Source organism: Variovorax sp. GW821-FHT09D07, assembly GCF_059416345.1.
In genome coordinates this window covers 71,874-90,986 of record NZ_JBWKOY010000008.1, presented here as the reverse complement: position 1 = coordinate 90,986, position 19,113 = coordinate 71,874, and the positions used below count along the sequence as shown (strand labels likewise).

Annotated in this window: 17 protein-coding genes; 7 read left to right on the top strand and 10 right to left on the bottom strand. The window is 69.9% G+C overall.

Going from position 1 to position 19,113, the window contains the following annotated elements; translation table 11 throughout:
* The first annotated feature begins 23 nt into the window (after nt 1-23).
* From AC07OX_RS24755 to AC07OX_RS24740, 4 genes are read left to right on the top strand one after another with little or no spacing between them, the layout of a single operon-like run.
* Nucleotides 24-2,780, top strand: coding sequence for a circularly permuted type 2 ATP-grasp protein (locus AC07OX_RS24755; protein ID WP_495262253.1), 2,757 nt, complete (start codon nt 24-26; stop codon nt 2,778-2,780).
* Nucleotides 2,781-2,820: 40 nt separating this feature from the next.
* Complete coding sequence (locus AC07OX_RS24750; RefSeq protein WP_062476778.1) at nt 2,821-3,642, top strand: basic amino acid ABC transporter substrate-binding protein; 822 nt, start codon at nt 2,821-2,823, stop codon at nt 3,640-3,642.
* Between the two features lie 15 nt (nt 3,643-3,657).
* Entirely contained in the window at nt 3,658-4,650 is a 993-nt protein-coding gene (locus AC07OX_RS24745; protein WP_495262254.1) for a transglutaminase family protein, read from the top strand.
* Entirely contained in the window at nt 4,647-5,105 is a 459-nt protein-coding gene (locus tag AC07OX_RS24740; RefSeq protein ID WP_062476784.1) for a RidA family protein, read from the top strand. The genes AC07OX_RS24745 and AC07OX_RS24740 overlap by 4 nt, the downstream gene beginning before the upstream one ends.
* Before the next feature lie 22 nt (nt 5,106-5,127).
* Here the strand turns inward: AC07OX_RS24740 and AC07OX_RS24735 are convergent, their stop codons facing one another.
* On the bottom strand, nt 5,128-6,321 hold the full coding sequence (locus AC07OX_RS24735) for an ABC transporter substrate-binding protein (RefSeq protein ID WP_495263255.1): 1,194 nt from the start codon (nt 6,319-6,321) through the stop codon (nt 5,128-5,130).
* A 125-nt stretch (nt 6,322-6,446) separates the two neighbouring features.
* Here AC07OX_RS24735 and AC07OX_RS24730 point away from each other — a divergent pair, with 125 nt between their 5' ends.
* Both AC07OX_RS24730 and AC07OX_RS24725 read left to right on the top strand, forming a co-directional pair.
* On the top strand, nt 6,447-7,508 hold the full coding sequence (locus tag AC07OX_RS24730) for a sensor histidine kinase (RefSeq protein WP_495262256.1): 1,062 nt from the start codon (nt 6,447-6,449) through the stop codon (nt 7,506-7,508).
* Nucleotides 7,505-8,137, top strand: coding sequence for a response regulator (locus tag AC07OX_RS24725; protein ID WP_095744783.1), 633 nt, complete (start codon nt 7,505-7,507; stop codon nt 8,135-8,137). The genes AC07OX_RS24730 and AC07OX_RS24725 overlap by 4 nt, the downstream gene beginning before the upstream one ends.
* An 18-nt stretch (nt 8,138-8,155) precedes the next feature.
* Here AC07OX_RS24725 and AC07OX_RS24720 read toward each other — a convergent pair whose 3' ends face one another.
* The 6 genes from AC07OX_RS24720 to AC07OX_RS24695 form a co-directional block, all read right to left on the bottom strand.
* The gene (locus AC07OX_RS24720) at nt 8,156-9,910 is read right to left on the bottom strand and encodes a carboxylesterase/lipase family protein (RefSeq protein ID WP_495262257.1); all 1,755 of its coding nucleotides are present in this window, start codon (nt 9,908-9,910) and stop codon (nt 8,156-8,158) included.
* 166 nt (nt 9,911-10,076) lie between these two features.
* Nucleotides 10,077-11,081: a hypothetical protein gene (locus tag AC07OX_RS24715; RefSeq protein ID WP_495262258.1), complete on the bottom strand. Its 1,005-nt coding sequence runs from the start codon at nt 11,079-11,081 to the stop codon at nt 10,077-10,079.
* Nucleotides 11,078-11,830: a hypothetical protein gene (locus AC07OX_RS24710; protein WP_495262259.1), complete on the bottom strand. Its 753-nt coding sequence runs from the start codon at nt 11,828-11,830 to the stop codon at nt 11,078-11,080. Before AC07OX_RS24710 ends, AC07OX_RS24715 begins: the two co-directional genes overlap by 4 nt.
* Before the next feature lie 269 nt (nt 11,831-12,099).
* On the bottom strand, nt 12,100-12,759 hold the full coding sequence (locus AC07OX_RS24705) for an aspartate/glutamate racemase family protein (protein ID WP_495262260.1): 660 nt from the start codon (nt 12,757-12,759) through the stop codon (nt 12,100-12,102).
* Between the two features lie 40 nt (nt 12,760-12,799).
* Nucleotides 12,800-14,254: an MFS transporter gene (locus tag AC07OX_RS24700; protein WP_493192791.1), complete on the bottom strand. Its 1,455-nt coding sequence runs from the start codon at nt 14,252-14,254 to the stop codon at nt 12,800-12,802.
* 276 nt (nt 14,255-14,530) lie between these two features.
* Nucleotides 14,531-15,067, bottom strand: a complete 537-nt coding sequence (locus AC07OX_RS24695; RefSeq protein ID WP_495262261.1) for a peroxiredoxin-like family protein — start codon at nt 15,065-15,067, stop codon at nt 14,531-14,533.
* 119 nt (nt 15,068-15,186) lie between these two features.
* Between AC07OX_RS24695 and AC07OX_RS24690 the strand changes: the two genes are divergently transcribed.
* Complete coding sequence (locus AC07OX_RS24690) at nt 15,187-15,840, top strand: TetR/AcrR family transcriptional regulator (RefSeq protein ID WP_495262262.1); 654 nt, start codon at nt 15,187-15,189, stop codon at nt 15,838-15,840.
* A 6-nt stretch (nt 15,841-15,846) separates the two neighbouring features.
* On the opposite strand, the gene AC07OX_RS24685 is transcribed toward AC07OX_RS24690, so the two are convergent.
* From AC07OX_RS24685 to AC07OX_RS24675, 3 genes are read right to left on the bottom strand one after another with little or no spacing between them, the layout of a single operon-like run.
* On the bottom strand, nt 15,847-16,878 hold the full coding sequence (locus AC07OX_RS24685) for an acyl-CoA dehydrogenase family protein (protein WP_495262263.1): 1,032 nt from the start codon (nt 16,876-16,878) through the stop codon (nt 15,847-15,849).
* 21 nt (nt 16,879-16,899) lie between these two features.
* Nucleotides 16,900-18,090 carry an acyl-CoA dehydrogenase family protein gene (locus AC07OX_RS24680; RefSeq protein WP_495262264.1) on the bottom strand — a complete coding sequence of 397 codons (1,191 nt, stop codon included), beginning with the start codon at nt 18,088-18,090 and terminating at the stop codon, nt 16,900-16,902.
* Nucleotides 18,091-18,130: 40 nt separating this feature from the next.
* Nucleotides 18,131-19,099 (bottom strand): tripartite tricarboxylate transporter substrate binding protein, encoded by a 969-nt coding sequence (locus tag AC07OX_RS24675; RefSeq protein ID WP_495262265.1) that lies wholly within the window; start codon nt 19,097-19,099, stop codon nt 18,131-18,133.
* Nucleotides 19,100-19,113 lie beyond the last annotated feature (14 nt).

Genomic DNA, 19,113 nt, shown 5'->3' with positions numbered 1-19,113 from the left:
GGTGATGTGACAATCTCCCCCCTGTGGAACCCCTGAACGAATCCCTGTTCGACGCCCAGGCCCCGGAGCATCCGGCGGCGCTGGCGTCTTCGCTCGCGCCGGCGGCCCTGCCTGGGCATTTCGACGAATTGCGGGGACAGGCGACGCCCACGGCGCCTTCGCGGCCGGGGTCGGGCGCGGCCCCGGCGCCTGCCGCGGCCCCGCTGCTGTACGACGCCGCCGAGGAGCGACCGGCTCCGACGCAATCGCAATCCCAGTCACAGTCCCCCTCGTCCTCCCAGTCGCAGTCGCAAGGACAGGAGTCCTCCCCGTCCAGCGACCAGCCCCCGCTCACCCCCGCCTGGAACGCCTTCTTCGAACAGCTCGGCCCCGGCGGCATCAACGACCTGCCGCGGCGCGCGGTCAGCCTGGAGCGGCAGATCCGCGACAACGGCGTCACCTACAACGTGTACGCCGACGCCAACGGCCCGCAACGGCCGTGGTCGCTCGACCTGTTCCCGCTGATCGTCTCGCCCGAGAGCTGGGCCCAGATCGAGGCCGGCGTGCAGCAGCGCGTGCGCGTGCTCGACCGCGTGATGGCCGACGCCTACGGACCGCAACAGCTGCTGGCCGAAGGCCTGCTGCCGCCGGCGCTGGTGCGCGGCCACCCCGGCTACCTGCGCGCGCTGCACGGCGTGAAGCCGGCGGGCGACACCTGGCTGCACATCGCCGCCTTCGACCTCGCACGCGGCCCCGACGGCAACTGGTGGGTGGTCTCGCAGCGCACGCAGGCGCCTTCGGGCCTGGGCTACCTGCTGGAGAACCGGCTCGCGATCACGCGGCAGTTTCCGCAGGCCTTCGAGGCGCTGCAGGTGCAGCGGCTGGCCGCCACCTACAGCGCCATGATGGAAGGCCTGCAGCGCATGTGCCCGTCGGGCTCGCCGCCGCACATCGCACTGCTCACGCCGGGCCCGTACAACGAAACCTACTTCGAGCACGCCTACCTGGCGCGCTACCTCGGCCTGACGCTGGTCGAAGGCAGCGACCTCACCGTGCGCGACCAGCGCCTGTACCTCAAGACGCTGCAGGGCCTGCGCCCGGTGCACGGCCTCATCAAGCGGCTCGACGACCAGTTTCTCGACCCGCTGGAGCTGCGCCCCGACTCCACGCTCGGCGTGCCCGGCCTGCTGCAGGCGATCCGCGCGGGCAACCTGCTGGTGGCCAACATGCCGGGCTCGGCCTTCCTCGAGTCGCCGGCGCTGCTGGGCTTCCTGCCCGGGCTGGCGCTGCGGCTCATCGGTGAAAAACTCAAGCTGCCGGCGCTGCCGACCTGGTGGTGCGGCGAACGCGCCGCGCTCGAGGCGGTGCTGCCGCAGCTCGGCGAAAGCGCCATCAAGCCGACCTACCCCGGCTTCCAGGGACGCTCCAGCTTCGACGCCGTGTTCGGCAGCCAGCTCGGCCGCCGCGAAATCGACGAATGGGCGGGCCGCATCGTGCGCGAGGGCGACGTCCACACGGTGCAGGGCTACCTGCCGCTGTCGCAGATGCCGACCTGGGCCAGCGACCTCGGCCCCGGCCACATCGCACCACGCGCGCTGATGCTGCGCGTGTTCGCGGTGAGCGACGGCCCGCAGTCGTGGCGCGTGCTGCCCGGCGGCCTGGCGCGCCTGGCGGGCCCCGACGCACAGATCGCCTCGATGCAGCGCGGCGGCAGCAGTGCCGACGTCTGGGTGCAGACGCACGGCGAGGTCGACCGCACCACGCTGCTGCAACCGCACGCCACGCCGGCCTCGCTCGCGCGGCACCGCGCGCCGGTCACCAGTCGCGCGGCCGAGAACATGTTCTGGCTCGGCCGCTACACCGAGCGCGCCGAGAACGCGGTGCGGCTGGCGCGCCTCACGCTCAACCTGCTGGGCAGCGAAGACCAGTCCTCGCGCCCGCTGCTCGAATGGCTGCACCGCATGGCGGTACGAAATGCGCTCGTGCCGGCCGAAGCGCCGAGCGCGCCGCAGTCACGCCGCGTGTTCGAACGCGCACTCATCGCCGAGCTGGGCGACGTCGACCACGGTGGCAGCGTCGGCTACAGCCTGCGCAGCATCCGGCAGGCCGCGGCGGCCGTGCGCGAGCGGCTCTCGCAGGACAACTGGAACCAGATCGTGCGCGCCGAAAGCGACTTTTTGCGGCGCGCGGCCGAGCAGGCCGGCGAAGGCAGCTTTGCCGCCAGCGCCGCCCTGCGCGCGCTCGAATCCGCCAGCACCGCGCTGGCCGCCATGACCGGCGCGCAGACCGACCGCATGACGCGCGATGACGCCTGGCGGCTGCTGTCGATCGGCCGCCACATCGAACGGCTGGGCTTCTTGTCGAGCGCACTCGAGGCCGGCTTCGCCAACGGCGCCGTGCACGAGGTGAGCGGCTTCGAGGCGATGGTGGCGCTGTTCGACAGCACCATCACCTTCCATGCGCGCTACCAGCAGCGCCGCGACGTCGCCACGCTGGTCGACCTGCTGGTGCTCGACGCCGAGAACCCGCGTTCGCTGGCCTGGGTTACGCAGACGCTGCGCGGGCGCATCGCGCGGCTCGCGGGCAGCGCGCCGGGCAAGCTCACGGCCTTGTCGTACGAGCTGCCCGACCCGGCCACCTGGACGCTCGAACACCTGTGCGCGGCCGGCCCCGGCGCCGACTACCCCGCGCTGGTCGAACTGCTCGCCACCTGCGAGACGGCGGCGTACCACGTGTCGGACGCCATCGGCACGCGCTACTTCACGCTCACATCCGAATCGCTGCGCTCCGTCGGCGCCTGATTCCATACCTACACAACGATATTTCGAAGGAGGCATTTCCATGTCCGGCATCGCCCTCAACCGCCGTCTCACACTGACCGCCGCCAGCCTCCTGGTCGGCCTCGCGCTCGCCGGCTGCGGCAAGCAGGAACCCGCCGCGCCCGCGGCCGCTTCGGCACCGCCGCCCGCCGCCGCGCCGCGCGTGCTGGTCGTGGGCACCGACGCGGCCTACACGCCCTTCGAATCGCAGAACGAAAAGGGCGAGGTCGTGGGCTTCGACATCGACGTGGTGAAGGCCGTCGCGCAGAAGGCGGGCATCGAGGTGAAGTTCGTCAACACGCCGTGGGAAGGCATCTTCAACACGCTCGAGCTGGGCGACCGCGACCTGCTGGTGTCGGCCATCACCATCACGCCCGAGCGCCGCCAGACGATGGACTTCTCGCAGCCCTACTTCGAGGCCCGCCAGCTCATCGCCGTGAAGAGCGATTCGACGGTCGCGAAGTTCGACGACATCAAGAAGCTCAAGGTCGGCGTGCAGAACGGCACCACCGGCGACGAGGTGGTGGGCAAGCTGCTGGGCAAGTCGAGCACCGACATCAAGCGCTTCGAGTCGACGCCGCTGGCGCTCAAGGAACTCGAAGCCGGCGGCGTGCAGGCCGTGGTGGCCGACAACGGCGTGGTGGCGCACTACCTGGCCAACAACCCGGGCGGCGGCTTCAAGACCGTGAGCGATGCCGGCTTCTCGACCGAGCAGTACGGCATCGCCGTGAAGAAGGGCAACGCCGAACTGCTGGCGAAGATCGACAAGGGCCTGGCCGACATCAAGGCCGATGGCACCTACGCCAAGATCTACGCCTCGCACTTCGGCGCCGAGTCCAAGTAAACAGCGAGCCGCGCGATGCTGCTGCACGTCACCCACGAAACGCGCTACGCGTACGCGCCGGCGGTCGAGACGGCGCAGCACCTGGCGCACCTGCGCCCGCTGGCCACCGCCTCGCAGGAGCTCGTGAGCCACCAGCTCACGATCGACCCCGCGCCCGCGCAGCGCAACGAGGTGCCCGACCTGTACGGCAACACGCGCGCCTTCTTCGCGCTCGAGTCCACGCACGACCACCTCATCGTCACGGCCGAAAGCGTCGTGAAAACCTCAGAGCCCGTGCTCTCTCCCGCCGTGGCGCGCGAGCTGCCCTGGGAGGCCGTGCGCGAGCGCTTCCGCTTTCGCAAGGACGCGCCCTTCGACCCCGCTTCGGAGTTCGTGTTTCCCTCGCCGTACGTGCCGCGTCACGACGACTTCGTCGCCTACGCGCGCGCCAGCTTCGTGCCCGAGCGTCCCACCTTCGACGTGGCGATGGACCTCACCGAGCGCATGTACCGCGACTTCGCCTACGACGCCGACAGCACCGAGATCAACACCCCCGCCGTCGAGGCCCTGGCGCAGCGCAAGGGCGTGTGCCAGGACTTCGCCCACATCCTCGTCGCGTGCTTTCGCGCCATGGGCCTGCCGGCGCGCTACGTGAGCGGCTACCTGCTCACGCAACCGCCGCCAGGCCAGCCGCGCCTGGTGGGCGCCGACGCCTCGCATGCGTGGGTGTCGGTGTATTTGCCCGGCGAGGGCGAAGGCCCCGAGAGCGTGGGTGGCTGGGCCGACTTCGACCCCACCAACGGCCGCCAGCCCGGCGAGGACTACGTCACGCTCGCCATCGGGCGCGACTACTCCGACGTCTCGCCGATGCGCGGCGTGCTGCATGGCGGCGCGCGCCACACGCTGCATGTCGGCGTGACCGTGCAACCCGTGGGGGAAGTGGTGCAGCTGCCGGCGTCGGCGGCGCAAACACAGACACAATCACCCCCGTCATCGTCATCATCATCCCCAGATCAGGAGTCTCCATGAGCGTTTACGACAAGCTTTCCAGCCTCGGCATTTCCCTGCCCCCGGTGTCCGCACCCGCCGCCGCCTACGTGCCCTTCGTGCAGACCGGCAACCTCGTGTTCCTGTCGGGCCACATCGCCAAGAAGGACGGCAAGGTCTGGGTCGGCCAGCTCGGCGCCAACATCGGCACCGACGAAGGCAAGCAGGCCGCACGCGCCATCGCCATCGACCTGCTCGGCACGCTGCACGCGGCCGTGGGCGACCTCAACAAGGTCAAGCGCATCGTCAAGGTGATGAGCCTCGTGAACTCGGTCGGCACCTTCACCGAACAGCACCTGGTGACCAACGGCGCCAGCGAGTTCTTCGCCGAAGTGTTCGGCCCCGAAAAGGGCGCGCATGCACGCAGCGCCTTCGGCGTGGCGCAGATCCCGATGGGCGCTTGCGTCGAGATCGAGCTGATCGCCGAGATCGGCTGATCTTCTTCAGGGCGGCTCAGCCTCAATGAATGAGCCGCCCGCCATTTCCGATCATTGAAAGCGTCACGGGGTGCGGACGCACACCCGGATCGTCGCCACTCGACACCGGAATCCCCTCGATCTCACGCCGCAGCATCAGCTTCATGGCGTCCTGCATCGAACGGCGTGGTGACGCGGCCAGCGCCGTGCGCGCTGCCTCCACCGTCACCATCGCCACCACGTACCCTTCCAGCGAAAAGTAGCTGAACTCGTCGCGGCCCATGTGGCTGCGCATGTCCTGCTGGTAGCGCTGCACCAGCGGCGAGGTCGCCAGCCGCGGGTTGGGCATGACCTGCGAGATCACCGTGCCGCGCGCCGCCGGCCCCACGCTCTTGGCGAGCACCTCGCCGTTGACGATCGAGAGCATGTACGGCGTCGGCCGTGCCACGCCGCTCTCCGCCGCCAGCCCCGACAGCAGCTTCACCCCGCATGGCGTCACGCACAGCGCGAAGAGCGCATCGGGCTTCGCCGCGCGCACGCTGGCGGCCAGCGCGGCGCCGTCCATCTGCGCCAGCGCCACGCCCTGCTGCCCCACGAGTTCGATGCCGGCGCCGCGCAGCGCGATCTCGAGCGCGGCAAACGCATCGCGCCCCAGCCCGTCGTCCTGCCAGACCGCGAACGCGCGCCGCTGCCGCACCGACACCGCCTGCGCGACCAGCTGGCGCACCTCGTCGGCGTAGCTTGCGCGCAGGTGGTAGATGAGCGCGCGCTGCGCGCCGTGCAGCGCCGAGGCGCCGGTCATCGCGCCGATCAGCGGCGTGCCCGCCTCGCGCATCGTCGGATAGGCCGCGTCGATGTGCGAGGTGCCGGCCGACAGGCCCAGCGCGTCGACCTTGTCCTGCACCACCAGCTGGCGGATGTTCTGCGTGTGGCGCTCCACCGAGTAGCCGTCGTCCAGCGCGCGCCACACCAGCTTGTGGCGCCCGAGCAGGCCCTCGCGCTGCACGCGGGCCAGGTAGGCGTCGATGCCGTCCTTCACGTTGCGCCCGGCCTCGCCGAGCGGCCCGCTCAGCGGCAGCGACTGCCCCACCACGATCTCGTCGGCGCGGCCTGGCAGGCCGAGAAAGAGAAGACCCAGAAGCGCAAGCCAGCGGTAGACCATCGTGGTGTTGTCCTTGCCGGCGTCGCCGGCCGTGGGGCAGCCTGAAGCAGGCGGGCCCCGATCTTGGCGGCGCACGGCACGCGGCGGCCATCGGACATTTCCGGCCGGCGCTACGGGGAACCCTGCTGCTCGCAAACCCTCGGGCGCGGCCGTGCGGCGCGGCCCGCGACCTATCATGCAGCGCGCCACCGCCCGCCCCCATGACAGCACCCGCCCGCGAGAGCCTGCAGGACATGCCCTTCGACACCATCGTCGAACAGGCGGTGGCGGGCATCTACGTGATCCAGGACGACCGCTTCGTCTACTGCAACGCGACCTGGGCCGCCATCGTGGGCTACACCGCAGAGGAAATGACCGGCATGTCGCTGGCCGAGATCGTGCCACCCGACTTCGTGGAAGTCGTGCGCTCGCGCATCCGCATCCGGCTGGCGGGCAATCCGCCGAGCATGCACTTCATCACGCGCGGCCTGCACCGCGACGGGCGCGTGCGCTTCGTCGAAGTCCACGGTTCGCGCATCGAGCACCGGGGCCGCCCGGCCGTGATGGGCGTGGGCGTGGACGTGACCGACCGCGTGCGCAACGAGGAAGAACGCCAGCGCTCGCGCGAGCAGCTGCAGGCCCTGGCGGCCTACACCGCCAACAAGCTCGAGGAGCAGCGGCTGGCACTGTCGCGCGACGTGCACGACGTGCTCGGCGGCATGCTGACCTCGATCAAGATGGACGCCACGCGCATCCAGCGGCGCGCCGACAACCCCGAGGTGCAGGCGCTCACGCAGGGCCTGATCGCGCTCACGCAGCAGACCATCGACACGGTCAAGCAGATCTCGGAGGCGCTGCGCCCCAGCGCGCTCGACCACCTGGACCTGTCGGTGGCGCTGGCCCACGAGCTGCAGGCCTTCACGCGCCGCTCGGGCGTGCTGCATTCGCTGGACACCGACGCGCCCGCGCTGCGGCTCGCGCCCAAGCAGGCCACCGCCGTCTACCGCATCTTCCAGGAGGGGCTGACGAACGTCCTGCGCCACGCGAAGGCGCAGCGCGTGGACGTGCGGCTGCGCGTGGACGGCGAGCGCCTGCGGCTCGCGCTGCACGACGACGGCTGCGGCTTCGACCCCGACGCCCCCGAAGGCAGCGCGCTGGGCCTTCTGAGCATGCGCGAACGCGCGCGCGAGATCGGCGGCGAGCTGCACATCCACGCGGCGCCCGGCGCGGGCACGCGGCTGGCGCTGAGCGTGCCGCTGCAGCCGGAGAGCGGCCCGGCATGATCGACATCCTGATGGTCGACGACCACACGATCTTCCGCTCGGGCCTGCAGCGGCTGCTGCTCGACGAGAGCGACCTGCGCACCACGGCCGAGGCCGGCAACGGCGCCGAGGCGCTCGAGTTGGTGCGCCAGCGCCGCTTCGACGTGGTGCTGCTGGACATCAACATGGAAGGCCGCAACGGCCTGGAGGTGCTGGCCTCGATCCGCGCGCTGCAGCCCGCGCTGCCGGTGCTCATGCTGTCGATGTACGCCGAGGAACAGTACGCGCTGGTCGCCATCCAGGCCGGCGCGCGCGGCTACATCGCGAAAGACGCGGAGCCCGCCGAGCTGGTGCGCGCGATCCGCTGCGTCGCGGCCGGCGGCCAGTACCTCAGCGCGCGCGCCGCCTCGCAGGTCAGCGGCCAGCTCGAAGGCCGCGACGACCGCCCCGCGCACCAGCGGCTCACGGTGCGCGAGCACCAGATCATGCTGATGATGCTCAAGGGCCTGTCGCTCACCGCCATCGGCGACGAGATGCTCATCAGCGTGAAGACCGTGAGCACGCACCGCAGCAACATCCTGGACAAGCTGGGCGTGGCCAGCACGGCGGAGCTGGTGCTCTATGCCGTGCGCCACGGGATCATCCAGTAGATCGATCGCTTCGGAAACTCAGCGTGTGCCGTTGCGCAGCGGGTCGACGGACTCGGGCAGCGCGTTGAAGTCGATCTGCTGAAACAGGAACTCGCGCTGCTGCGGCGACAGCAGCGAATAGCGCGGCCAGAAGAACAGGTAGTCGTCGGCCGACATGCGCGGCTGGTTGTCGAAGACCATGCGCTTGCTGCACAGCAGGCACACGAAGTTGGTCCAGTTGTTCCAGGTCGTCTGGCCGTCGAACATGCGGCTCGGTGCGCCGTAGCGGGCAAAGCTCGCCGCGTGGCCGATGAACTTGTCCGACAGCGCCTTGCGGCTGCTGGCGTTCGCGGAGCTCCAGGCAAAGCGCATGAAGTTCGGCTCGTCGGTCACGAAGTTGCCGAACAACGCCGCCACGTCGATGCCGTGGAATGCGCCGAAGGTGTCCTTCCAGGGCTGCGGCGTGTCGTCCCAGTTGTAGTTGTAGCGGTAGATGTCGCCGTTCTGCAGGCGCAGCACGCGGATCACGTTGTCGATCACGTTGTCCAGCGCGTAGCTGATCACTTCATGCGTCTGCGTGTAGATCGGCCGGAACTCGGGCTTGATCAGCTGGTTGAAGGTGACGCTGCCGGGCGCCGCGTAGTTGGTCAGGTTCCACAGCTCCTGCTGCGAAGGCTGGCCCATGCCGAACAGGAAGGCGAAGTACGAGCCCTCGTCGTGCGTGGAGCCGATCATCAGCGGCATCTTGTTGTAGTTGCCCGCCAGCAGGCCGGGCAACCCGCTCGCGCGGATCACGGTGCCGTCGGTGAAGTGGCCCGGCACCACGGGGCTGGGCGTGAACTTCATGATCTGCGCCGCGCTCGCACCGCGCAGCAGGGCGGCGATGTCGGCGGCGCTCATGGTCACGCGCTGCGCCGCGGCCTGCAGCGTGGTCGAGGCGCGGCCGGTGTCGACCAGCAGGTTGTCGATGAGCGAGTCGGCCGCCAGCGTGCCCACCACCGGCGGGTACGCATTGGGCACGCCCGACATGCACAGTGCGCGGTGGAACTTGCCGTCGGCCAGTGGCGACTGCAGCAGGCCCCAGGTGTTGATGCAGCCGGCCGACTGGCCCGCCACCGTCACCTGCCCCGGGTTGCCGCCGAAGGCGCGCGCGTTGGTCTTCACCCAGTCGAGCGCGCGCACGAGGTCCAGCGTGGTGAAGTTGCCCGAGTCGTCCAGCGCGTTGCCGGTCTTCATGGCCGGGTGGTTCAGCCAGCCCAGCATGCCCATGCGGTACTGCACGGTGACCACCACCATGTTGGCCTTCTGCGCCAGGTAGGCGCCGTCGTAGGCCGGCTCGCGCGCCGAGCCCTTGGTGTTGCTGCCGCCGTGGATCCAGAAGAACACCGGCAGGTTCTCGGCGCTGGAGTTCGGCCGCCACACGTTCAGGTACAGGCAGTCTTCGGTGCCCACGGGCTGGCCGAAGGTGGCCGGGTCAGGCTCGCCGAAGGGGTTGCCGACCTGCGCGCACATGCCGGCCAGCGTGGTCGCGGCGCGCGCGCCGCTCCACGGCTGCGGCGGCTGCGGGGCGCGCCAGCGCAGGTTGCCGACGGGCGGCTGCGCGAAGGGAATGCCCAGGAAGGCGTGCGTGTTGTTGGCCGCGACCTTGCCGTAGATCTGGCCGGCGTCCAGCGTGCGCGTGAGGCTCTGGTTGTAGGCGGCCAGCGCGGGCGCCGCGAGCATCGCGAGCGCCCACAGGACCGTGGTGCGAAGCAGCAGGCGAACGAGGCCTGCGAGAGAACGGGAGCGGTGCATGGTGGTTGTCTCCTCGAGGTGGATGCGGCGGGCTCTGACGGCCTCGGTCATGCATCGATTCTCGTGAGCACCCTGCCCCGCCCGCCTCGGTGTCATCGCAGGGGGGCGGCAAGAATCCTCCGATTGACATCCGGCCCGCAAAGGGCCATGCAACGCTTGGCGGCTGCTACTTGCGCTTCCAGCTCGCCACGGTGATGTACACGCCGGTTTCCTTCGCGTCGCGCAGGCGCACGCTGTAGCGGCCCGCACCGTCCGTGCCGTTGAAGACGACCTCGCGGCCCTCCTCGTCCAGCGTCGCGCCCTTGGCGAGTTCGCGGTAGGCGTCGACCAGCTTGGCGATCGGCTCGTAGCTGCGCAGCGTGACCTCGGCGTCGGGCAGCCGCGCCTCGGGGCGCTGGGCGCTCTGGTAGGCCGTGCGCATCGGCAGGCCGGCCAGCCCCTTGGGCAGCACGATCTTGCCGGCGCTGGCGGTGCTGTTCACCTCGGCCGTCTGCACCAGCAGCGGATGCAGCGACGCCGGGAAGCCCGGCGGCAGCTGCTCGGCGCGCCAGCCCGGCACGCCCGGCTGGCCGGTGATGTATTCGACGCTGGCGATCTTCTGCGCGGCGGCCACGTCCGCCGGATCGTCGCTGTCGGCCATGGCCGCGAGGAACGACGGCAGCTGTTTGCTCCAGGCCACGAGCGGCGCGGCGTCGGCCTGGCTGGCACCGGCACGCTGGAAGACCGACAGCACGGTCTGCGGCAAGGGGTTGCACACCTTGGGGTCGTCGCGCTTGGCGGCCGCGCGGCAGTGGCCGTTGACCAGCCCCACCGCCTGCACGCGGCCGTCGGCGTCGATCAGCATCGCCGCGCGCTCTTCGCCGTGGCCGCCGCCGCTGACCGACGCGATCACCTGGCGGCCGTCGGGCCACACGGTGCGCGTGACGTCGAACTTCGAGCGCATGCCTTCGAGCAGCTGCTGCGCGATCAGCGTGTCGGGTTCGGTGTAGCTGCCGCGCGCGTAGCCGACCAGGCCGATCACGGCGCTGCGGATGCGCGTCTGCTCGCTCAAGCGCAGCGTGGGCGGCGGCAGTTCGGTCGTGACGGGGCCGGCCGCGTCTTGTGCATGGGCTGCGAACGCGCAGGCGAGCACCAGCGACGCGAACGCCGCCGGAATCAATGTCTTCTTCATTCGGAAATTTCCACTTCGATGTTCGTGATCGCGGGCATGTCGCGCGGGACCGTCGTGCTGACGGAGAAGCTCAGGCCGTTGCGGCTGCCGGCGATGAAGCCGTCGCTGGACTCGATGTCCTTCAGCGGCGGCGACAGCTGCTTGTAGAACGCCAGCACCTGCTGTGGCGTGTCGACGGTCTGCAGGCGCAGCACGCGCTTGGCCTTGGCGTCGCTCAGCGCGTCCTGCGCGGTGCCGTAGATCAGCGCCTTGGGGTACAGCGGCACTTGCGCGGAGAAGGCCTTGTTGGGTCGCACGATGGGACGCGCCGTGGTGCGCGCGGCGTCCATCGTGACGTACTCGGTCGTCGCGATCTTCTCGCCCACGCCTTCGCCGCCCTGCATGCGGTCGGGAACCTGCTGGCTCCATGCGACCAGCGGTTGCGCCTTGGTGCGGTCGACGCCGGGGCGCAAAAAGACCGAGAGCACCGCGTGCTGGTCGTCGAGGCAGCCGGCGGACGACGAGTCCTTGCCGCAGCTGCGATGCACCAGTGCGGCAGCCAGCACGTCACCGCTGCGGTCGTCGACCAGCACGGCCGCGCGCTCGCCGCCGTCGTAGGGCCGACGGTACGACGAAAGCAGTCGTTGGCCGTCAGGCAGCGCCTGCTGCTTGCGGTCGGGGCGCGAGGCCAGGCCCGAGATCAGCTGCTCGGCCAGCAGGCCTTCGGGCCAGTAGTACGAGCCCGACGCCATGCCCGCGAAGCGCGTCACGGCAAGGTCGAGTGCGGGGGCCTGGGATGTTTCCGGGGCGCGCTCGTGATGCGGCACGAGGACCAGCTGGGGTGTCGCGGTTTGTGCGACGGCGCCGAGGGAAGAGAGAAGAAGAAAAGCGAGGAAAGCGGAACGCGGTCGAAGGTGAGGCATGCAAGAAAGAAAACGAACGATGCGGCTTGCCCGATGTTTGCGGACAAGTGTGTCGTTTCATTCTAGAAGGCGTTCATTGCCAAAACGCCTCGCCTCTCATCGCCGCGACGAACGTCTCACGGTGTGACCGCGAGCTTCGAACACAGCAGCCGCATCGCCGCACCGATCGGCGCGATCACCGGCACCTCGAAGCGCGGCGCGAGCGCGAGCGCGGCCTGCCCGAGCGGACCGCCGCCGATGATCACGGCCTGCGCGCCGTCGTCGTCGATGCAGCGCTGCACGGCCTGCGCCAGCGCTTCTTCGAGCGCCTGCGCATCGGCTGCGAGCGCGCGCGGATCACCCTGCGTGAGGCGGATGCCGCTGAACTGCGCGCCCAACCCGAGCGCGGCCGCGCGCGCTTCGATGGGTGCCACGAGGTCGGGCGTGACGGTGGCGATGCCGAAGCGGCGGCCGCCCTCGCCCGCCGCGAGCATCGAGGCTTCGGCGATGCCGACCACGGGCACGCCGGCCTCGCGCCGCAACAGCGCCACGCCGGGGTCGCCGAAGGCGCTGACGATCACGCCGTCCCAGCCCTCGCCCGCCGCCGCGCGCCACACCTTCAGCACCTCGTGCGCGGCCGCGTTCAGCTCGTCTTCGTTGACGATCATCGGCGGGCCCTGCACCGCCGTGCGGCCGGTCACGCGGCAACCGGCGGGCGCTTCGGCGGACGCGATGCCGACCATCATGTCGGTGGTGGCGACGGAGGCGTTGGGGTTGATGAGCAGGATGTCGGGCATGCGGAAAAGCGCTTTCTTTGGAGATCGTTCGGTGCGTGGCTCAGTTCGAGCGGGCCAGCGTCGCGCCCGGTGCGCGGTCTTCGGCCTCGGCCTCGCCGGGCAGCGGCAGCGCATCGGGCGACTGGCCGTAGGTCTCGGGCACGCACTGCACGCTGGCGACGAACACCGCGTACATCGCGGCGGCCAGGCCGAACACGCCGACCAGCCCGAAGCTGTCGAAGAGGCGGCCCGCCACCAGCGGCATCAGCGCGCCGGCCGCCGTGCCCGTGGCCAGGATGAAGGCCGTGCCGAAGGCGCGCACGCGCGTCGGGTACAGCTCGGGCGCAAAGATCCAGATGGTGGTGTTCAGCAGCAGCACGAAGAACTGGAACACCGCGCCCGCGATGAGGATCACGACGATGCTCTTGGCCACGAAGCCGATGGTCAGTGCCGCGAGGCAGGCGCACACGGCGCCGGCCGTCAGCACGCGCTTGCGTGGAAAGTGAAAGCCCAGCAGCGAGGCCGCGATGGCGCCCAGCAGGCTGCCGCCCTGCATCACCATCGTGAACAGCAGGCTCTTGGACATGCTGTAGCCCAGCGTCACGAGGATGGTCGGCATCAGCGTGAGCACCGAGATCTGCGCGCCGTAGGTCATCCAGATCGTGATGCACAGCGGCACCGTGCGCCGCGCCAGCGCGCCGCGGAAGATCTCGGTCACGCGCACCTTCGGCCGGGCGGCCTGCGCGAGCGTGCCGTCGTCGGTGATGTATTGCTGAGGCGCCGCCGGCTTGCCCGACAGCTTCCCCGAGGCGAGGCGCGACAGCACCGCGTTGGTTTCCTTCACGCGGCCCTGCGACAGCAGGAAGCGCGGCGTCTCGGGGATGTAGCGGCGGTAGAAGGCGCCCAGCAGCGCCGGCACCATGAGGCAGGCGAACAGCCAGCGCCAGGCGTTGTCGCCCGGGAACATCCAGAACACCAGCAGGCCGAAGCCCGGCGCCAGGAAGTTGCCGAGCCCGCCCGCGCCCACGTTGACCATCCCCACCGCCGTGCCGCGGAACTTGGTGGAGCAGAACTCGGCCAGCATGGTGACCGCGATGGCGATCTCGCCGCCCAGCCCGAAGCCCACCACCGCGCGGCCCAGCGCCATCACCGTGAAGTTGGGTGCCATCGCGCAGATGCCCGCGCCGAGCGTGAACAAGAGCAGGTCGATCGACAGCATCACGCGCCGGCCGTAGCGGTCGGCGATGAAGCCCGAAATGATCCGCCCGATGGCCGCGCAGGCGAAGGTGACGGTGTTCAGGAAGCCGATGTCGGAGGCGCTCAGCCCCCACTGCTCGCGCAGCATCGGGCCGACGATGCCGACCGCGTTCTGCTCGAAGGCATCGAACAGGCAGCCGATGAGGATCAGGAAGATGATCGTGTGGTGCGAGCGCGTGACGCCGATGGTGTCGAGCGCGCGATCGAGCTCCGCGACTCGGGGCGAGTCGGGCCCGGAGGAGAGTGCAGGTCCAGCCATGGAAAAACCCCTTGAGAAGGAATGAAGTGCTTGCTTGCGCGGTGCAGCCCGGTGTCGCGGATCGCATCGTAGGCGGCATCGCGCCTGAATGGCATATGGATTTCACCTACTTCAAATAGTTGAAATTCAAATTTCATTCAGTTGCGGGCGTTCGCAAGCTTCATGCCGGGTGGTTTTCAGGCCTGGAAGACGGGTTCTCCGGGGTTGGGCTGGCAAGTGGCGCCCGAGCGCACCTGCAGCGTGCGCTCGCGCACCGCGGGCGTGCGCCGCTGCTGTCTAGGAACTCGCGGCGCCGGCCAGCGCCAGCAGCTCGTCGACCTCCCAGTGGTCGTCCGCGTGCCCGCCGTACTTGACGGCGACGACGGTGCCCCGCGCGTCGATGAGCACGTCGGCCGGCAAGCCCGTGATGCCGTTCTCCGCCCGCTTGTAGAAGCGGCCCGTCGCGAGCACCCAGCGCAGGCCGCTCCAGAAGACGCGCGGATGCAGGAACGCCAGCCGCGAGGTTTCCACGCCGAAGCGCCGGTAGTGCGCCTTGGTGGGGTCGGCCACGCAGTCGAACGGCAGCTGCGCCTGGTACTTGCGCATCTCCTGCGCGGACGAGTGAAAGAGCACGACCTCGCGGATGCCCGCCGCCGCCAGCTCGCCCTGCCTTCGGGCAAAGGTCAGCAGATGGAAGTTGCAGACCGGGCAGCCCGCGAAGCGGCGAAACTGCAGGTGAACCCAGCGCGAACCGGCGTCCGGCAGCTGCAAGGGCTTTCCGTGGATCGTTTCCAGGGCCGTGGCGGGCACCACATCGCCGGGCGAGAACTTCATCGATGATCCTTCAGGAAGGGTTGCGAAGACGCCGGGCCGGGTGGCTGGAAAGCGCCTTTCTATTTTTAAGTACACTGTACGTTTATTACTTTACAACCCCTTCAAGAACGGAGTCAAGCGTGGGACGTCCCGCCAAATTCACCCGTGAACAGCTCCAGCAGGCCGCGCTGGCGCTGGTCGATGCGGACGGCCTCTCCGGCCTGACCATGCGCGCGCTCGCGAGCCGGCTGGAGACCGGCGCCATGACGCTCTACAACTACGTCTCGCAGCGCGAGGAACTGGAGATGCTGGTGGTCGAGGCGGTGCTGGGCAAGGTGCGCTGGGAGACCGACGACCGCCTGCCCTGGCATGAAGCGCTGGAGGACATCGCGGTCACGCTGTGGCGCGTGATCCGCGACCATCCCCATGTGATTCCCCTGATCCTCACGAAGCGTAGCCGCTCGCCCGCGGTGTTCGAAGTGACCGAAGCCCTGCTGCGCACGCTGGCCCACAGCGGCCGCAGCGGCGCCCGCCTGCTCGTGGGTTTTCGCGCCGTGTCCGCACTCATCATGGGCGCCGCGCAGGCGGAGCTGGCCGGGCCGCTCACGCTGCAGGCCGACGAATCGCCCGACGACACCATCGCGCGCTTCCAGGCGCTGCCGCCGGACCGGTTTCCGCACCTGATCGAGATCGCGACCGCCGCCACGGCCAGCGATGCGGAGACCGAGTTCCGGGCGAGCCTGTCGCTGCTGATCGATGGCCTGCGCGCGGACGCTGCCGCGCCGCAGGCCTGACGCCGCTCAGGCCAGGGCCAACGCCTCGACCTGGTCCAGCGCGCGCGAGGCACCGCCCAGGCGCGTCGCCAAATGCTGCGCGCGCTTCAGGTACAGGTGCGCGTCATGCTCCCAGGTGAAGCCCATGCCGCCATGCACCTGGATGGCCGTGCGCGTGGCCTGCTGCGCGCCTTCGATGCCCGTGAACTCGGCGGCGGCGCAGGCAAAACGCCAGTCCGGCAGGCCGCCGTCGAGCGCGGCAGCGGCGTAGCGCACAGCCAGGCGCGCGTTGTCCACGCCCATCCACGCGTTGGCGAGCTGGTGCTTGATGGCCTGGTAGCTGCCGATGGGTTTGCCGAACTGCACGCGCTCGCGGGCGTAGGCGCTGGCGAGGTCGAGTGCGGCCTGCGCGACGCCGACGAGTTCCGCCGACAGCGCGACGCGATGCGCGGCGCGCACGCGGGCACGCGCTTCGGGCGCGATGGGCAGCGTCTCCCACGCGAGTGACGACGCGGGAGCCGCCGGCGCTTGTCGCAACGTGGGATCGAGCGCATCGGATGCCGCGCCCTCGGGCATCGGTCGCAGCGCCACGCGCAGCGGCACGGCGTCGTCATGCCAGCCCTGCACCACCACGAGATCAGACGCCTGCCCCGCGTGGTCGATCCAGCCATCACCGTCCGCGATGCAATGGAAGGCGCGCTCGCCCGCCACCGCCGCACGCACCCAGTCGTGCAACGCCTCGGGCGGTGCCTCACCACACGCCTGCAGCCACAGCGGCAACAGCACGGCGCTGCCAGCCAGCGGCAGGTTCAGCAGCTGCTGGCCCGCAGCCTCGGCCACGATGCAGGCCTCGCTCATGCCGAGCCCCAAGCCGTCGTGCGCCTCGGGCACCAGCAACGCCATCCAACCCATGCCGGCCATGTCGGCCCACAGCGACTGCTGCGTGGCATCGGTCCAGGGCAAGGCGCGCCGGGCGCGCGCGAGCGGATGGTGGTCGGCGAAGAAGCGGTGGGCCGACGCGTGCAGCATCTGCTGCTCGTCGTTCAATGCGAAATCCATGGCGGGTCGTGTCGTCGTCAATCAGTTCTTGGGCAGGCCCAGCATCTGCTCGGCCAGGATGTTGCGCTGCACTTCGGAGGTGCCCGCCAGGATGGTTTCGGCGCGCGTCCACAGGTAGTCGCGCACCCAGGACGCGGCCTGCGGGTCGGCGCCCGTGGGCTCGGCGCCGGCCAGCGCGCGCTCGCCCAGCACTTCCATGGCGGTGGCGAGCAGCTTCTGGTGCGACTCGCTCCAGTGCAGCTTGGTCGACGAGCCCTCGGGCCCCGGCGGGCCGCCGCGCATCGCGTGCGTGAGCGCGCGGTACGACTTGAGCTTGAGCACATGGCTGTCGACCGCCAGCCGCGCGAGGTCGCGCCGCAGATGCGGGCAGTCGAGCGCGGGGCGTCCGCCCCTTTGCACGCTGGCCGCCAGCCGCGTGAGCGTGCCCAGCTCCTGCGTGAAGCGCACCTGGCGCGGAATGAAGTAGGTGCCGCGCTCGAAGCTCGCGGCCGCCATCGCCAGGCGCCAGCCGCCGTTCTCCTCGCCCACCAGCGCGTCGAGCGGCACCTTCACGTCCTCGAAGAAGACCTCGTTGAAGTCCGACTCGCCGGTGATCTGGCGGATGGGCTCCACGCGCACGCCGGGGCTCTTCATGTCGACCAGCAGGAAGCTGATGCCCTTGTGGCGCGCAGCAGCGGCGTCGGTGCGCGCGAGCACGAAGCAGTGGTCAGCAATGTGTGCGAACGAGGTCCACACCTTGTGGCCGTTGAGCACGTAGTGGTCGCCGCGCCGCTCGGCGCGCGTGGACAGCGCCGCAAGGTCGGAGCCCGCGCCAGGCTCGGAATAGCCCTGGCACCAGATCTCGCGGTTGCTCAGGATGCCCGGCAGGTAGCGTGCCTTCTGCGCCTCGCTCGCGAAGTGGATCAGCGTGGGCGCCAGGATGCCGTGGCCGATGATGTTCACGCCCAGCGGCGCACCGATGCGGGCCTGCTCCTCGTGGAAGATGGCCTGCCGCGTGAGCGGCCAGGCCTTGCCGCCGTGGGCCTTGGGCCAGCCCAGGCCCGACCAGCCGGCCTGGCACACGTGGTCTTCCCAGGCGCGGCGCCATGTCAGCTCGTTGGCGTCGGGCACGCCGCCGGGCCAGGCCGCGACGAAGCGCGGATAGTGCGTCTCGAACCAGTCGCGCAACGTGAGGCGGAAGGCTTCGTCTTCCGCCGAGTAACCCACTTGCATGCTTGTCTGCTTTCTCGTTCTTGCTGATGGATCGCGCAGGTCAGTCGGCCTTTGCGCCCGAGTCTTTGATGACCTTGGCCCATTTCACGATGTCCTTGCGCAGGAAGGCGGCGAACTCCTCGGGCTTGTTGCCGATGATGTCCAGGCCCAGGCTGCGGAACTTGTCCTTCACCTCGGGTTCCTTGAGCACCTCTTGCAGCTCGTCGTGCAGCTTGTTCACGACCGCTGCAGGCGTCTTCGCCGGTGCGACCACGCCCAGCCACGGCATGGCTTCGTAGCCGGGCAGGCCCGACTCGGCGACGGTGGGCGTGTCGGGCAGCGACTGCGAGCGCTGCGCCGTGGTCACGGCCAAGAGGCGCACCTTGCCGTCCTTGATGAAGGGGCCCGAGGACGCGTACGCGTCGAACATCACCTGCAGCTGGCCGCCGATCATGTCGGTGAGCGCGGGCGCGCTGCCCTTGTAGGGGATGTGCTGCATCTTCACGCCGGCCACGCTGTTGAAGAGCTCGGCCTCCAGGTGCGTGGACGTGCCCGCGCCCACCGAGCCGTAGTTCGCCTTGTTGGGGTTGGCCTTGAGCCAGCTCACCAGCTCGCCCACGTTCTTCGCCGGAATGCTCGGATGCACCACCAGCACGTGCACCACCGAAGCCACCTGCGAGACCGGTGCGAAGTCTTTCACCGGGTCGTAGTTGACCTTGCTGTACAGGCTGGGCGCGATGCCCAGCGACGAGGCCGCGAGCAGCAGCGTGTGGCCGTCGGGCGCGGCCTTGGCCACGTACTCCGAGGCGATCATGGTGCCGGCGCCGGGCTTGTTCTCCACCAGCACGGGCTGGCCCAGGCGCTTGTGCAGCCGCTCGGCCAGCAGGCGCGACATGATGTCGGCCGCGCCGCCGGGCGAGAACGGCACGACGAGCGTGACGGGCTTGGTCGGGTAGGTCTGCGCCACGGCGGTACCGCCCGCGAGCGCGGCGGCGGCCAGGGCCACGCAGGCCAGTGCTTTCTTGAACATGGGATGTCTCCTGT